This is a genomic window from Rugamonas apoptosis (genome assembly GCF_014042355.1).
Taxonomy (GTDB): Bacteria; Pseudomonadota; Gammaproteobacteria; order Burkholderiales; family Burkholderiaceae_D; genus Rugamonas; species Rugamonas apoptosis.
The window spans coordinates 1-15,990 of record NZ_JACEZU010000004.1 but is presented as its reverse complement, the minus strand read 5'-3'; the positions used below and the strand labels follow the sequence as shown (position 1 = coordinate 15,990).

Below are 15,990 nucleotides of genomic sequence, written 5' to 3'. Positions count from 1 at the left end.
CTGCCAGCTCGCACAACGCGCCGGGCTCAGGGCAGCGCCGTTGGCATGCCCCGGATGGCGCGCGGCACGCCCCGAAAATCGACGGTATGGAGTACGACCGGCCGGCGCCACACCTTGGCGATATACGCCAGCACCTGTTCCGCTTGCGGCACATCCAGGCCGCGACCATCGCGCCGCGCGTCATGCGTCAACTCCAGGCTGCCGTCATGGTGCAGGCGCGAGACGACGATGCTGGGGGCCCCGTAGTGGTAGGTGGGGGCCAGGATGGCTTCATGGATGGCGTGCAGATCCCGGTTCATGATCCGCGTCTCGCCGTCCGCGCGCGTAGCGTGGACGAACAGATCCAGCTGGTCCGCCAGTTCGCGATCGAGGTGGTTGCGGATGAACCCAGTATCGTCCTCGTCCGTGCACACACGACAGGCCGCCGCCAGGCCATCGCGCGCCACGATATGCTCCCATAGGGCGAATCCCAGATGATAGGGGTTGATCGACAGCGCCTGTCCCGCTCCGTCCCCATACGGGCTGACGACATCGGAATGCGACTTTATGGCTTGCACCCAGCACGCCTGCGGCAGGAAGTCCGCCTCGCGCAGCAGGCGCGCGTGCCAATACGAGGCCCAGCCCTCGTTCATGATCTGGCACGCATGGACGGGGTAGAAATAGTAGGCTTCCTCGCGCACGGCCAGGAAAATCTCCCGTTCCCAGTCCTCCAGCTCGGGGCCGTGGTGGGCGATGAACCACAGCAAGTCGGGTTCAGGGGAGGGCCGCGACTCGCCCGGACGCGCCGTGTCCGCCGCAAGCGGTGGGGCGCCTACCAGCGCCCGGTAGCGTCGCCAGAACGCTGTGTCGGCCATGGACGGCGATGGCGGTGGCGCCGGGCGCGGCGTCTCATGGTCTGGCCGATGTAGCGGCGCCTGCACGTCGATATGGGATTCCAGCGCCAAGGCGGCATCCAGTACGGTTTCCACCCGGCGTGGCCCATATTGCGCGATGGCCTGTTCCACACGCCGCGCCCGCACAGCGCTGCGCTCCAGAACGTGGCCGCCCGTCATGTCCATGCAATGCCGGAACAGCGCGTTGCGTTTGACGAAGTCGGCATGGCCGATGACATGGGCTGTCACCAGCGCGTTCTCCGCCGCACTATTACTGTCCAGCAGGTAGGCGCGGCATGGGTCGCCTGGAAACATCACTTCGAATACGTGGGAGTGGCCCATGTGATGCCGCACCAGTTGATGCACATAGCGCGCGCCGAACGACCAGTGCGGCATTCGTATCGGCAATCCGTACGCGGCGATCTCCAGCATAAAACTCGCCGGCACCACGGAAAAATCGATGGGATAGCAGTCCAGTCCCTGGGCTCGGGCCAGCCGTTCAAAACCAGCCTGCCAATCGGCATGACCGGACGGGCTCACGACGATGCTCCGTTCACGGCTTGCCCCGCGAAGAAGGTGCGCAAGGCATGCCAGACATCGTCGCCCCTGGCCAGCCTGCCGTAGCCGATGGGGCGCCCCTGCCGCGCCTGTTCCGCGCACAAGCGCGTCATCTCGCTGGCGTCACCACGCGGCATACCGGGTAGTGTCTCCACGTAGCCCAGATAGTTCAAGCGGCCGCACAAGGCGGTGAGCAGCGCGCCCGCGTGGTTGCGGTCTTCGGTGAAGTTCTCACCGTCGGACGCGTAGAACAGGTAGCAGTTGTGGCTGTCGGGGCCGTAATGCTGGTCCATCAGCGTCAGTGCCAGCTGGAACGCGCTGGACGCCAGGGTGCCGCCGTCGCCGCTGGCCTGGAGGAAATCGCGCTCGGCGAACTCCCACGCGTGGGCCGTGTGGGCGATGAAGCGGATGTCCACGCGCTGGTAGTGGCGGCGCAGGCCCTGCGTGGCGTAGAAAAAAAAGGTCTTGGCGAGCGACCGTTGCACCTCCGTCATGCTGGCCGAGACGTCCAGCACGAAGAACACGGCGGCCGCGCAGGCGGGCCGGGGCCGCTTTACAAGCTGGCGAAAGCGCAAGTCCTCGTTGGTGAAGGGCGCGCCTGCGGGCTGCACGGCGCGCCGCTTGAGCGCTTCCTTGACCGTGCGGCGGCGGTCCAGCCTGGAGCGGGCACCACGCTTGTCCCACCCTTCGCGCAGCAGTTCGGGCTGCGTCAGCAGCGCCAGCCGGCGCGGTTGCAGGTCGGGCAGCTTGAACTCTTCCCACAGCCAGTCGATGATGTCGTCCATGGAGAAGGCCAGTTCCACGCGCATCGTGCCGTCGCGGCCGCCGCCCTGGCCGGCTGGCGTGTCTTTGGTACCGGCAGGGCGCAACAGCTCGCCTGGCTGGCCGCCGCCCTGGCCCACGCCCAGCTGGCTGTGGCCATCCGCCAGGCGCAGGCGGGCATGGGTCAACAAGGGCAGCGGTACATGTATCGTGCGCCGCTGGCCGGACGTGATGGCGTCGCCGGCGCTGATCATGGCGGGAAGCTGGCCTTGCAGCGCCTCGCGCAGCTTGTCGTTATGCCGCAGCCAGTCGCGCGCGCCGCGCGAGAAGAGCTGGTACCACCGGGGGGCGTCCGCCTGCGCCATGGCCAGTCTCCCGTCATTCCTGCGCCAGCACGGTGGTGACATAATTGAGCGCCGCACGGGCGCTGTGGCTGTCATAACCATAGTCATCGATCATGCGTTTTTCCACGGCCGACAACCTGGCGCGTACTTCGTCGTCAGGCCGCTGGGCGGAACTGACCAGCCGCAACACGTCGCGTCGCTGCTCGAACAGGAATTGCTGCATGGCCTCGCGTAGCGGCGCGTGGCTGCCCAGGCAGAACCGTTCACCCCGCTTGTATGCCCCCATCGCCTTGCGCACCACCTCCTGCCTGAACGATTGCTTGCCCGCGTCCGAAATATGGATCTTTTCTTCAACAGCGCGCAAAAAACGTTCGTCGGGACGCCGTTCTTCGCTGGTGATCGGGTCCTTGAGCTGGCGGTTGTCCAGCATGGCTTCCACTTCGTCCAGATATTTTGCCAGCAGCGCTTCCGCGTCCTGTTCGAAAGAAACGAACAGGGCCTTGTGTACATCCTCCCTGACCCAGCGGTTGTAAAACTCCTTGCGCGTCAAGACGAGGAAGTCGATCCATTTGCGCTTGCGGCGGGCATCGATCCGTGCGTCGTGTTCGATGCCATCCTTCAGCGCCAGCAACACGTCCATGGTCGATAAGCTGTGCCCGCTGGACTGGATGATGGCGGTCGACAGGGCGTTGATGACGAAGCGGGGCGAGACGCCCGCCAGCCCCTCATCCGGCCCCGCTTCGCCGGCGCGCGTCTGGTGGCCTTCCGGTGGCCGGCCACCATCCGGGCCGTCGCCGGCGTGCATCCGCACCTTCTGGATCAATTCCGCTTCCCGCTCGTCCTCCTCATGCAGCCTGGTCAGTATCGCGAACACGGCCGCCGCGTGCAGGACGTGCGGATCGAGGTGGACTTCGCCAAACGCGGGCGCCGAGGTCCGGATCAGCTTGCAATAAATGCGCGCTTCGTCGCGATAGTTGAGCGTGTAGGGCACTTGCACGATCACCATCCGATCCAGCAGGGCTTCGTTTTCGCTCTCCAGCAGAAATTTACGGAACTCGGCCAGGTTGGTGTGGGCCAGGATCGCCTCGTCCAGGTGGATCAAGGGGAAGCGGGCCACCTTGACGTTGCACTCCTGGGTCAGCGTCAGCAACAAATAGAGGAATTCGCGCTTGACCTTGAGGATCTCTATCATCTCCAGCATGCCCCGGCTGGCCGCGTACACGGCGCCCGACCAGGACCAGGCCCGCGGGTCGCCCTCGTCGCCGTAGCTGGCCACTTTGGCCAGGTCGACGGAACCGACCAGGTCGGCCAGGTCGGCGGTGCTGGGATCGTGCGGCGCATAGGTACCCACCGCGCAGCGGCCGGCCTCGGAGATGAAGATGCGCTCGACGGGCATGCGCAGGAAGTCGCCGCCATGGTCGGTATCGAGCCGGCTGCGGCAGTGGGGGCACAGCTCGCCAGCGACCTCGACCCCATAGTGGGTGTGCAAGCCGGCGCGCAAGGCGTGCGGCAACAAGTGCAATGGCGATTCGTGCAGCGGACAGCCCGCGATGGCGTACAGGGCGCCGCCGTCCGTGGCGCTGTATTGCTCCAGGCCCCGCTTGATTCGAATGACGAGCGTGGATTTGCCGCCCGAAGGCGGCCCCAGCAATAGCAACATGCGCCGACCCACTTCGGAGCCGGCCGCTGCCGCCTTGAAATAGTCGGCCACGCGTGCCAGCGCCGCGTCGATGCCGTACAGTTCGTTGGCGAACAGGCGGCAACCACGGTGTCCGGAGGCATCCTCCGCACCGGCCCAGCACAGCATGTCCCAGATATATTGGTGGGCAGTGCGTGCCAGCTGGCTGGCACGTTCCGGCAGAATCTGCGCCATGAACTGCGCGAACGGGCCGGACCAGCCAGGGTCTCGCTGCCGTCCGCTATACGCCCGCAGGCTGTCCAGGTAACTGGCCTGGCCCGCATGCGCAGCCGGTTGAAGCTCATCATCATTGGTTGCATCATCCATCGCCGCCCATCCTCCATCATCGTCGGCAGGTTGCAGTATCGGACGACGGCGGAGCGACGGGCGTGACACGGATCAATCGTGTGCCGGGATATTCCGACCGGGAACTGACTCTAACGGTTCGCTGGCCGCCGGTGCGCTATGGCACCGCGTTATGCCTGGCCAGCGCGGTCCCATGGTGGCGTGCCCTGGAAGTGATGCGCGAGGAAATCGATCATCACGCGCACCTTGGCGCTCAAGTGGCGCCGGCTGGGATAGACGGCCAGCACGTCGATGTCGGGAACGGCGTAGTCGGGCAGGACCCGCAGCAAGCGGCCGGCCCGCACATCGGCGCCCACCAGGAAAGTGGGCTGGCAGATGATGCCCATGCCCCCCAAAGCGGCCGCGCGGGCCGTATCGCCGTTATTGGTGTGCATCACGCAGCGCACCTTAACGGTCTGCTGCTTTCCCGCCGCGTCCAGCAGCGGCCATTGGTCGGCCAGCGCCGCGTAGCTATAGCCGATGCACTGGTGCTGTTGCAGCTCGGCCGGGGTGGCCGGCATGCCAAACTGGCGCAGATAGGCAGGGGCCGCGCACAGGATGTTGTGGCAGGTGGCCAGCTTGCGCGCCACATGCGAACTCGAGCCCGCGCCGGAGATACGGATGGCCAGGTCGTAGCCTTCGTCCACGATGTCGACCACGCGGTCGATCAAGGCCACTTCGAGCTGGACGTCGGGATATTGTTGGTGAAAAACCGGCCACAACGGCGCCAGTTGCAGCACGCCGAAACTGAGCGGGGCGTTGATGCGCAGCAGACCGTGCGGTTGCAGCGTGGCCGCCGACACGATCGCTTCCGCCTCGGCCACGTCGTCGAGGATGGTCCTGGCCCGCTCATACAGGGCTTCGCCGCTGGAGGTGAGCGACATCTTGCGCGAACTGCGGTTGAGCAGCCGGGTACGCAGATGCGCTTCCAGGTCGCTGATATAGCGGGTCACGTTGGCGGGGGAGGTATCGAGCGCTTCGGCGGCCCGCGCGAAGCCTTCGCGGCGCACGACTTCGACGAACACTTCCAGCGCCCGCAAACGATCCATTACCCTCTCCAATTCACAAATAATGCATGACGGCGCCGTTTTCGGCGCCAGACCATCAGAAGTATAGAGGATTACGCGGAGCTGGATGCCGCCACCGGCGACAGGGAAGGGAGCTTAGTGCAGTGCGTAATTACTGTTGCCCGCTTCCTTGAGCAGGCGCAAACCACCAATATCGCCGATGCGGGCGGCGCCGCTCAAGGTTTCGCCGTCGGCATATCCTTCGCTGAGGCCGCGGACGGCCTGCGCATCGCCGGCCCGGGCCGCCTGCTTGAGCAGACGCATGCCTTCACCTTGCTTGGCGGGATCAGACAGGTAGCGCAGCGCCAATTCACGCTGGGCCACCGGCGAACCCAACGCGGCCCATTCCTCCAGCCGGCGATTGGCGGCGCCGTCGACGCGCCCATCCATGGAATGCACCGCCTGTTCAACCACAGTCGGCGATGGAATGGCGTCCACCTTGGCCTGGTGGGCGATCAACGCCCCCACCAGCACCAGCGCTGAGGCCACCAACACTCCCGACTTGTTGAATAAATCCATGTATGACTACCTTTGATCGAAGCAAGTGCCGTGGTTGGCTCGCAGAACGTTGATGACGATGCAGTGCACCATTATACTCAATTGGAAACTAATTGCCTAATGCGCAATATTTCAATAATGAAAAAATAGTTACTCTTTTCGTGACGCGCCCGCCGGAGCTGGTGCAATTCGGGCATAGTAGCATGAACGGCAAGCGTCGCCTTGGCGCCACCAACACTTTGCTGTAACAAGTGTAACTGTGTGTTAATACGTGGTGCGCTGCCCAAGTTGCTGCGGCTTTTTCGCAACGCAACATGCGGCGGGATGGTGAGTAGCAGGGCTGGTTGCCGGCGGTAACGGCGCCACTGCGAGTGGCAGGTGGATGGCGACGGCCCGCCGGTGAGCCGGACGCGTCAGTCTGGCGCCCGCTCGATGCCGTTACGGGACAGCCAGTCAGCGGCCTGTTCCAGTACTTCCCGGTAGGCCAGTTCGACGGTCGCAAACAGCGGCGCGATATCAGCCATACGTCGTTCCGCCAACGCCAGTTCGAGCCCCAGCGAGGCCGTTACCAGGCGTTTGGCGCCCAGGCTGCCCACCGAACCGCGCAGGCTGTGGAAGATCCTGCCTGCATCGGCCAGCCGTTGCTCCTTGATCGCCTGGCCCGCTTGCACCAGCGGCGTCATCGCAGGGGCGCAGGCATCACGCACGATCTTGCTGACAATGGCGCGCGCATTGTCATCGTTGCCCATGTATTTCAATAAAGTGTCGACCGAAAACACGGTTTCGGTCGAGCCGGCGGGAACCAGGGCGGACATACGGTACTCCGAAGCAAAAGACTAAGCAGCGCCTATGATACTCCGTCTGACAGGGTGCTGCCATTCTGGCATCGCCGCTTGCCGCGTCAGCGTGGGACGGACCGTTCTTATTGCTTGACCAGTTCGATCTGCCAGTAACCATTCTTGCCATCCGTCTTGTGGTCGAGGATAGTTTGCGGCAGTTGTACCCCCAGGCTCGCCACACGCTGCGGATCGATCAGCACGGTCGGGGTTTCCTGGCGCAGGATGGGCAACACGTCCGGTTTCACGCGTCGCTTCAGGATTTTCGCGGCCTGCACGCCCGCCAGGCTGCCCACCATGCCGAAATCGGCACCCACATACAGTGCCGCGCCCGGCACCCGCACCATGGCCAGCGTGACGACGGGAATCTTGTGCTCGGTCCCGAAATCGCCCAGGTCGATGGCCGCCTCGTAGTGGCGCAAGCCATAATAAGTGTCGAGCGGCACGGCATACATCTGCACCCCCTTGCCGTCTTCGTACAGCTCCTTCAGCGATGGAATGATGCTGTCCGTCTTGGCCACCAGCCGCGCGTTGACGTTCATATTCATGGCGCGGCCGCTGCTGGAGGCGGCCGCCACATTGGCCACGCCGTTCTCATCATCCGTATGGATCATGCCGATCCGGCTGACGTGCGGGAAAATATCGTGCACCACCTTGAGCGAATGGCCCATGTCCGCATACAGCGTGGAACCGGTCACGCCGGGGCCGGCGTCTTCCAGCGACAGGCAACCCACGTCCTCGGGATTGGCGACCGCGGTAAACACCAGCGGAATGTGGGCGTCGGCCAGCATGCCGCGGGAGAACTTGGTAGCCGGGGTACCAATGGTCAGCACCAGGTCCGGCTTGGCGGCGACGATGCGGGCCGCTTCCTGGCGGATCCGCATCAACACGCCCAGACGGCTCCAGAAGCCACCGTTTTCAATGTCAAAGTCGATCTTGACCCGGTTCACTTCCAGGTTCTTGCCGGCCACCACGTCGTTACGTTGCAGGGCCGACAGAAAACCCGCATAGGCTTCCTGGTACGGTTCGATATCCGTCACCTGCAGCACTTCCACCCGGAAAGTATGGGTTTCATCCATGGTTTCCGGCGGCAGGGGTTGGAATGCGAGGGCGGAGCGGCTGAGCAGGCTCAGCGCGAAGACGAGGACGGCGTAGTTTTTTGGCATTGTCGGTGGCTAGCTGGGCGAAGTCGAAATGGCGGAAGGGCGCGTGGCAGCGCCGTGACCAAGACCAGGCGCATGCTGCGTGCATGGGGCCAATTAAACCAGAATAACATGCAACTTCGGCAATAAATCGCTAGCCTTGGCGAGCCAAATTACACACTTGCCGGGCCAGCATCACACCGGTGCCGGCTGTGCCTTGCTGGCGTACATGGCGTTGTCGGCGTGGCGGAGCAGTTGCAGCGTGTCGGCGCCATGGTCCGGATAATGGGCCACGCCGATGCTGGCCTCGATGGACAGGCTGCCCCGTTCGGCCAATGCGACTGGAACAGACAAGGCCTGGTGGATCTTGTCCTTGACCACCAGCGCATGATCGGGCGAGCCCACGTTCTCCAGGATGACGACAAATTCATCGCCGCCGATACGGGCCACGGTGTCGCTCTCGCGCACGCAAGCCTGGATGCGCCACGCCACTTCCTTGAGCAGCAGGTCGCCACAGTCGTGGCCATATTCGTCGTTGACCAGCTTGAACTTGTCCAGGTCGATGAACAGCAACGACAGCCGTCCCTGCTGGCGCTGGGCGCGGGCGAATGCGGTGTCCAGCCGGTCATGAAACAGGCGGCGGTTGGGGAGCCGGGTCAGTTCATCGTGCTGGGCCATGAAGCGCAACTGCGCATGCATGCGCTTGCGCTGGATCGCCGTGGCCACCTGGGTCGACACGAACAGCAACAGATCGCGGTCGCGATCCGTGTAGGCGTGTTCGCCCTGGCCCTGCAACAACAGCACACCTAACGGCCCTTGCGAGGTGGTCAACGGTACGCCCAGCCAGCAGTGAGGACTCAGGCCAGCGGCCGAGCGCAACGCCTCCGGCAGGGGCGCCAGGTCAGCAGGGTCCAGCAACAGCGGGCGCCCCAGGCGCCGTACTTCCTCACCCATCACATGCGCCAGCAAGCTTTGCGGCAAGGGGCCATGCTGATCGGCGTGATAGGCGAAGCGCAACTGGTCGCCGCACTCGTCATGCAGCCCGACGGCAAAACAGGCCGCCGGCAACAGCCCGCCGATAATCTGGTGGATGTGCTGGAAAAGCTGCGGCAAGTCTTCCGTCGCATGGGCCGCCTCGGAAATCGCGTACAGGGCCGCCTGGGTCGCCTCGGCCCGTTTAGCGGCCGTGATATCGCGCGCCACGGCCACCCGCAGCTGGTGCTGATCGGACCAGCGCGCCGACCACAACAGGTGCACCAGGGTGCCATCCTTGCGCACGTAGCGGTTCTCGAAATGCAGATTGGGGTGGCCGCCCATGATGTCGTCTGCGGCGGCCAGCGTGCGTGCGCGGTCTTCCGGCGCCACCATGTCGATCATCACGCGGCCTTGCATTTCCTCCGGGGTGTAGCCAAAAATACGCTCGCAGGCGACGCTGGCGAACACAAATTGGCCGCTCGCATCGACCATACAGACGGCATCCAGCAACAAGTCGGCGAAGTTGGCCACTGGGGCGGGAAATAAATTGTCCATATTGCAAGTTTCCACCGCTAGGCATGAGGATGACGACTACTGTACTACCAAGTCTTCTGCCAAGAAAGGGCTCAGGTGCATCAAACGCACCCGAGATGCTCAGGCGAGCGGGCGTTGGCGGTGGAAGGTGAGGGTGCTGTAAGGCACGTTGGAGGGCGGCGCCGAGTTCAGGATACCGGGCTTCATGGCGCCCACCACATGCATCTCGCACGGTTTGCAGTCGAAGCGCAAAGTGTAGCGTTCCTCGCCGCTCACCAGCGTCATCGGCTCGGCGCGGACCTGGCCCTGCACCCCTTGCACACCCTTGGCCTGCTTGGGGCAGAGGTTGAACGAGAAGCGCAGGCAGTGCTTGGTGATCATCAACGGCACTTCGCCCGCCTCCTCGTGCGACTCGTAGGCGGCGGCGATCATCTGCACGCCGTGTTTGGTGTAGAACGCGCGCGCCTTCTCGTTGTAGACGTTGGCCAGATAGCTCAGTTGGGTATCGGGATAGACGGCCGGCGGTTCCTGCGGCGCCTTGCGTTCCGGGCGCTGCCAGGCCGCCAGGCGCGCGGCCTCGTGGGCGGCGATGGCATCGCGGCGCAGGGCGTTGATGGCCGACGATGGCACAAACCATGGCTGCGACAACGACAGCGCGATGCCATCCACTTCAAACATGGTGTTACCCAGCTTGCCCAGGCTGGCGTGCAGCGCCGCTTCCGCCTGTTCCGCATGCTGCGCCGGCTGCAGCGCCATGGTCGCGTAAGTGCTGCTGGTGATGCCGTCCTCGTCGCGCAGCGTCAGGCGCAGGCCGTCCGCGTCCTCGCTCAGCGCCAGTTGCAGCGCCACCTTGCGTTCCGACGATTTCTTTTGCAGCGACGCCTCCCAGTGGTGGTCGCGGTTGCGCATCACCGACACGCCGGCCTTCAGACCCGCCAGCTCGCGCAATTGTTCGTTGGGGAATACGCGCCACAATTCGCCTTCCGAACTGTCGCCCAGCTTCTTGACGACATTGGCCTGCAGGCCCACGACTTCGCGCTTGTTCATGTAGTTCAAGCCATCGCCATTGGCCATGGGCGCGTTGGTCACCAGGTCGAAATGGTCGGTGCCGATGCGGCTGACGATGCCCAGTTCAACGCCCACATACTTGGGGGAATCGAAGGCGCCGATTTCGTCCTGGCGGCCATTGGCGAAATAATCGGTGTGGCCACGGTGGAAGGTCTTGTCCACGTCCGGCGTGAACAGCACGCGCGTGTGGCCGCTGGCGGCGCGGCTCAATTCGGGGCGGCGTTCCAGGATCTCGTCCAGCAGCAACCGGTAGTGGGCCGTGATGTTCTTCACATAACCCATATCCTTGTAGCGGCCTTCGATCTTGAAGGAGCGGATGCCGGCGTCGACCAGCGCTTCCAGGTTCGCGCTCTGGTCATTGTCCTTCATCGACAGCAGGTGCTTTTCGTAGGCGACCACGCGGCCCTGGCTGTCGCTCAGGGTGTAGGGCAGGCGGCAGGCTTGCGAACAATCGCCGCGGTTGGCGCTGCGGCCGGTGTCGGCGTGCGAGATATAGCACTGGCCGGAATAGGCCACGCACAGCGCGCCATGGATGAAGTATTCGAGCGGAGTGTCGACTTCGGCCCGGATCTTGCGGATCTGTTCGATGGTCAGTTCGCGCGCCAGCACCAGTTGCGAGAAGCCGGAGGCGCCCAGGAACTTGGCCTTTTCCACGGTGCGGATGTCGCACTGGGTGCTGGCGTGCAGCTGGATCGGTGGCAGGTCCATTTCGAGCAGGCCCATGTCCTGGATGATCAGGGCGTCCACGCCGGCATCGTAGAGCTGCCAGATCTGCTTGCGGGCCGCTTCCAGTTCCGCGTCGTGCAGGATGGTGTTGATGGTGACGAAGATACGCGAGCGGAACTTGTGGGCGAATTCGACCAGTGCCGAAATGTCTTCGATCGGGTTGCTGGCGTTGTGGCGCGCGCCGAAGGCGGGGCCGCCGATGTAGACCGCGTCGGCCCCGTGCAGGATGGCCTCGCGCCCGATTTCGGCGGTTTTGGCGGGCGACAGCAGTTCAATTTCGTGGTCGAGCAGGGACATGGCGGTATTCTCACAGGCGAAGGCCGAAATTTTAGCAAAATCAAGCGCTTAAGTCATCCAATCATGGAGGGGTTCAAGCAACCTGGGAATCACACCATTCTCCAGACGTCATTTTACATAATATAAAGTGTGCGGATTTTGCAAGTGCGCGCTGTCATAGGGGAGGGTGGCCGCTTCTGCGTCGTTCGGTGTCAAAAATAAATTGACACTGACCAACAAAACGGCGCTAGCTGCGGTTGCCGCCATCCTTGACATAAAAACCTCCCACAAGCTGCTCTGGCCGCTCTTTTCTGCACGGTCGATGCAGGCTGCTCCCACGATTTGGATTGGGTCGATGTTTAGTTGCATAGCGACGGCTAAGCAGGTTTCATCGTCCATCACACGTCTGCCGTGTAGGTAGTGGCCGACTGCGCCTTGGGTGATCCCCAAGACGTCGGCAAGTTCCTGCTGGGTCGCCTTTCCCAGCTTTACTTGCAATTGCTCAAGAAATTTCACGCTTTTCATATCTTTCTCCTTGACACTAATACAGGTGTGTTATTTAATACACCTGTGTTTAATACAGCTGTGTTCATAGGCTGGATCGTAGGGGTAAACCAATGCGTAGTCAATCAGTAAACGAGAAAGAACCTCTCCAATTGTCACTCTCTGCCGCTGAGCGGGACATGCTGCGTATGTGGCTTCCTGATCATATCGTCAGTTTGGAGACTTCGGCCAAGGTGGACGAGGCTTGGCAAATCTGGCAACCGCAACTTGATGCTGCTCGTGCTCTGCTGGGGAAGCTGGGCGGAAAGTAATGCTAGCTGTTGGTGAGGGTCGTTAGAGCTTGCTCGATCTCGTCTCGCAGTTGTTCGGTAGTAGGAATTTTTCGGTACCGGATTGTTTGGTATCCGGCGTTTTGGAGCATGGCGTCACGGTCCGCGTCTTTGTCTTGTTTGTTGTCGTGGGTGCTGTCGTCAAGTTCGATGATCGCAATCGGGGTTAGCTGCTTTGAGCAGATAACGAAATCCGCAAATTTCCGGTCGAATCTGTTGCGGTCTGCACGACGGTTAGTTGTCAGTAGGGCTTGAAAGCTAACTTGGGCTAGTACCACGCATTCGGGGAGGGCGGTAGTAAGGGCCGTGTACATCTGTTCTTCACGATCCGTAAGAGGTCTACGCGCTTTTACTTTTAGGTCTTTTAAATTATTAAGGATGCCGAGTTTCTCGATGTCGTTGGCGAAGTTGATTGCGAAGACAACGATGAAAATTAGGACGATGCCGAAAACGTAGAAGTCAAATTTGTGCATTGGTAGTTCCATTGATCGTTTGTTTTGTTCATATTTTATCGTGACTTGTCACGTTTATTTAGTGCGCCATGTTGGCGTTGTACTAATCGCTCTAGCGGGCGAATCACATAGGGGTACACCATGAAATCGACTATCCAAATCCTGCACGTTGTCCAAAACGCTGGCCGCTCGAAGAAGACCGGCAATGACTACGACATGCGCCTTGCGCAATGCATCGTCCAGAAAGTGAACCGCGACACGGGTGAGATCTCGCCGCTGATCGGGGAACTGCTGCTGCCACAGCAGTACAAAGACATTCAGCCCGGTACTTATGAGGTCGAATTTGAGGTTTCCATTTCGTCGGAAAAGCGCGTCGGTTCGCAGGTCGCCACCATCACTCCAATTGGTGCAGCGCCCGCTAAAGCCTCGGCACCATCGGCGCAGGCTGCAAAGGCGGCCTAACGCATGTCCGGGTCGCTGCAATTCGTCATCGTATGTCAGCCGGGCGCGTCTGTGTCGAGCGTGACTGCTGGTGCTACTTACACGGAGTGCACGACGTCGGATGGTCAGGCGGGCAGGCCGGTTGTTGTACAGGCTTACTTGCTTGACGCGGCACCGGATCAATCAAGCGGGGTGGATGTGAATGTAACGGCGGACATTTTTATCGGTGCGGCTCTGGTGCTGTGCTTGGCCCTTGGTTGGATCGCGGGCGGTCAGCGATGAGTGCCTTGCTTGGGGCGCTGTCTCCGATTCTGTTTCTGACGGCGCTGTTTGTCGGCGCGGTCTATCTGATCAAGTACATCATTCATCGGATTGTGGATCACAAATGAACACGCTCACTGCCGCGCAAATCATCGCTTACTGCTGCACCGCCTTTGGCATCGGCTATGCCGGTGGCGCAATTCAACGGATCGCACGGCGGGCCATTGAAACGCTGGAATAGTTTTCGTTGTACTGGGCTGTCTGCCGATCAGTCCTTTTATTTTTTGGCGCATCTTTTTTAGGAGTGGTTATGAATAAGAACATCAAACGCGGCCTTATCGCCGCTGGCGCGCTGGTTGCATCGGGTGCCGCACTGGCTGCCGATCCGGGCGTTGACGCCATCACTGCGCTGTCCGCGACCGCGCAAACCTACATCACGGCTTCCTTCGGCGTGGCCGTGCTGGTGGCCGGTGGCTTCTGGGGCATCAAGATGATGAAGAAAGCGTTCTCCCGCGCTGGTTAAGCGGCGGTCGCTTCTCGCGTCGATTGGGGGCTGTGGTCGTAAGGCTTCGGCCCTTTTCTATTTCTGCGGTTTGGGTGAGGTCATTATGGAGCGGAGCTTGGTTTTATGATTGCGCGGCTAATCTTGCGAACGCTTGCTGTCGTTTTGCTCGTCGTTCCTTCACTTGCTCAAGCTTCTCGTCAATTTGTTATTCGGGGCGATACGGGAGGACCTAATTATCCTTTGTCGCCAGCTAGTTGCAAATATTGGGAGGGGGGGAATAGTGCTTTGTCTGCTGTGTGTGAAGGTCTTGATGAGGCTTTTCTGAAAACTGTTCCGGATTATGGGACGGTTATTGTGACTGTTACTAATCGTTATAGTGGTGCGGTAAACAAGACTTCTGCATTCATTTCTGCCACCGGGACTTGTTCGGCTGGTGCTAGTGCTGGGAATGTTTCTTTGGTTGCTGCATATGTGTCTGTCGCTACTGGCAATGTGCTTCAGGAAGTGAATGGTGTGGGTTCCGTTCAGGGGGCGGCTGATGGTTGCAAGATTAAGGCGACTGGCTCTGATTTTTGCATGACGGCGACTAGTGATGCTGTTAATGGTGTGGCGAAAAAAACCTGTGTATTTCAAATGGTGGAGACGGGCGAAATGGCGGGTGTGAATCAGGCGCCTGACGATACCGTTCCCGCATATTCAGGTGGTAGTTCTGGCACTGGAACGGGCGGTACAGGTACAGGCGGCACTGGTACGGGTGATACGAGCGGTACAGGTGGTACAGGTGGCACGGGTGGCACTGGTACGGGTGGCACTGGTACGGGTGGCACTGGCACCGGCGGTACTGGTGGTACAGGTGGCACGGGTGGCACGGGTGGCACAGGCGGTACTGGTGGCACAGGTGGTACAGGTGGTACAGGTGGTACAGGTGGTACGGGCACAGGTGGAACAAATTGCGGCGCTCCAGGGGAGCCTGCTTGCAAGATTGACGAAAGCGGCACGCCGTCCGGCATTGGTGGCGCTTTGGATGCGCTCAATGCGCTTGTGAATGGCGTGGGTGGTGATCGTCAGAACGGCTTTAATGATGCAGTATCCAGCGCGGGCAAGGATACGTCTCTTGGCTTCGGCTATCAGCTGCCGCAAGGCTCTTGTACGAATCCTACGGTTGGCTTGCCCGGTATCGGTGGACAGTGGACAGTGGACGTTTGCAGCTATACCGGTATGTTCGCCACGATGTTCGAACTGCTGTGGGTGTTTTTCTTTGGTTACTCGGTAATGTCGTTGGTCGCTCGCGCCACGGCTAAGCCTGTTGCCTGATAGGGAGTTGATATGCCAGTTCTAGGTACGCTGCTTTTCAACATGTTCACCGGGCTTGTTGCATGGCTGGCGAAATATCTTACGCAAAAGGTCGCTGTTACCGTTGCGATCATCGCCATCGTTACCGTGCTGTTTGTTGGTCTGTACACCGCGACACGGGCGGCAATAACTGCTGCGCTTGCCGGCGCCGGTGCGCTGCATCCGATGTTCGGTGCTGGCGTCTCCATGGTGATTTCTCCGCATAGCGGTGCCTTGATTTCCAGCTACATCACTTTCTGGTCATTGGTCGAACTGTACAAATGGAAGGTCAACATCATGCAGCTTTGGAGCCGGACGATATGAGTGTTCAAGTTCGTGAATGGCTGCTGCTGGTCGCTGATCTTGCCCCCGTATAGCCGGACACAGCCTATCGCTTAGTTAGCGCCGTTTTCCTGAGCCCGGCGCGCCAGCTCCCTCCTGAACATGCGAGGCGATTTCAACTTCAACGATGAATGCGGATGAAC

General features: G+C 61.3%; 15 protein-coding genes. 4 read left to right on the top strand and 11 right to left on the bottom strand.

All coding sequences use genetic code 11. The features are described 5' to 3' along the window. Positions 1 to 26: 26 nt before the first annotated feature. From H3H39_RS09400 to H3H39_RS09350, 11 genes are all read right to left on the bottom strand, one after another. Positions 27 to 1,412, bottom strand: a complete 1,386-nt coding sequence (locus tag H3H39_RS09400; protein WP_182153119.1) for a SpoVR family protein — start codon at positions 1,410 to 1,412, stop codon at positions 27 to 29. Next, positions 1,409 to 2,557 (bottom strand): DUF444 family protein, encoded by a 1,149-nt coding sequence (locus H3H39_RS09395; RefSeq protein ID WP_182153118.1) that lies wholly within the window; start codon positions 2,555 to 2,557, stop codon positions 1,409 to 1,411. Before H3H39_RS09395 ends, H3H39_RS09400 begins: the two co-directional genes overlap by 4 nt. 13 nt (positions 2,558 to 2,570) lie before the next feature. Next, entirely contained in the window at positions 2,571 to 4,541 is a 1,971-nt protein-coding gene (locus H3H39_RS09390) for a serine protein kinase (RefSeq protein ID WP_182153117.1), read from the bottom strand. 149 nt (positions 4,542 to 4,690) lie between these two features. Next, a complete protein-coding gene (locus H3H39_RS09385; protein ID WP_182153116.1) occupies positions 4,691 to 5,608 on the bottom strand; it encodes a LysR family transcriptional regulator in 918 nt (305 codons plus the stop codon). A 114-nt stretch (positions 5,609 to 5,722) separates the two neighbouring features. Next, a complete protein-coding gene (locus tag H3H39_RS09380; protein ID WP_182153115.1) occupies positions 5,723 to 6,145 on the bottom strand; it encodes a hypothetical protein in 423 nt (140 codons plus the stop codon). Between the two features lie 392 nt (positions 6,146 to 6,537). Continuing rightward, positions 6,538 to 6,939: an Hpt domain-containing protein gene (locus H3H39_RS09375; RefSeq protein ID WP_182153114.1), complete on the bottom strand. Its 402-nt coding sequence runs from the start codon at positions 6,937 to 6,939 to the stop codon at positions 6,538 to 6,540. Positions 6,940 to 7,046: 107 nt separating this feature from the next. Continuing rightward, positions 7,047 to 8,126: an ABC transporter substrate-binding protein gene (locus tag H3H39_RS09370; RefSeq protein ID WP_182153113.1), complete on the bottom strand. Its 1,080-nt coding sequence runs from the start codon at positions 8,124 to 8,126 to the stop codon at positions 7,047 to 7,049. 171 nt (positions 8,127 to 8,297) lie between these two features. Then, positions 8,298 to 9,632 (bottom strand): sensor domain-containing protein, encoded by a 1,335-nt coding sequence (locus H3H39_RS09365; protein WP_182153112.1) that lies wholly within the window; start codon positions 9,630 to 9,632, stop codon positions 8,298 to 8,300. A gap of 99 nt (positions 9,633 to 9,731) precedes the next feature. Beyond that, positions 9,732 to 11,702, bottom strand: coding sequence for a peptidase U32 family protein (locus tag H3H39_RS09360; RefSeq protein ID WP_182153111.1), 1,971 nt, complete (start codon positions 11,700 to 11,702; stop codon positions 9,732 to 9,734). 108 nt (positions 11,703 to 11,810) lie between these two features. After that, positions 11,811 to 12,206, bottom strand: coding sequence for a helix-turn-helix domain-containing protein (locus H3H39_RS09355; protein ID WP_182153110.1), 396 nt, complete (start codon positions 12,204 to 12,206; stop codon positions 11,811 to 11,813). 292 nt (positions 12,207 to 12,498) lie between these two features. Continuing rightward, on the bottom strand, positions 12,499 to 12,987 hold the full coding sequence (locus tag H3H39_RS09350) for a DUF2726 domain-containing protein (RefSeq protein ID WP_182153109.1): 489 nt from the start codon (positions 12,985 to 12,987) through the stop codon (positions 12,499 to 12,501). A 120-nt stretch (positions 12,988 to 13,107) separates the two neighbouring features. Here H3H39_RS09350 and H3H39_RS09345 point away from each other — a divergent pair, with 120 nt between their 5' ends. The 4 genes from H3H39_RS09345 to H3H39_RS09330 all read left to right on the top strand — a co-directional run bounded on the left by H3H39_RS09345 (position 13,108) and on the right by H3H39_RS09330 (position 15,829). Further along, positions 13,108 to 13,428 (top strand): hypothetical protein, encoded by a 321-nt coding sequence (locus H3H39_RS09345; RefSeq protein WP_182153108.1) that lies wholly within the window; start codon positions 13,108 to 13,110, stop codon positions 13,426 to 13,428. A 550-nt stretch (positions 13,429 to 13,978) separates the two neighbouring features. Next, a complete protein-coding gene (locus tag H3H39_RS09340; protein WP_182153107.1) occupies positions 13,979 to 14,191 on the top strand; it encodes a major coat protein in 213 nt (70 codons plus the stop codon). A gap of 105 nt (positions 14,192 to 14,296) precedes the next feature. Beyond that, positions 14,297 to 15,487, top strand: coding sequence for a hypothetical protein (locus H3H39_RS09335; RefSeq protein ID WP_182153461.1), 1,191 nt, complete (start codon positions 14,297 to 14,299; stop codon positions 15,485 to 15,487). Between the two features lie 12 nt (positions 15,488 to 15,499). Continuing rightward, on the top strand, positions 15,500 to 15,829 hold the full coding sequence (locus tag H3H39_RS09330; protein WP_182153106.1) for a DUF5455 family protein: 330 nt from the start codon (positions 15,500 to 15,502) through the stop codon (positions 15,827 to 15,829). Positions 15,830 to 15,990 lie beyond the last annotated feature (161 nt).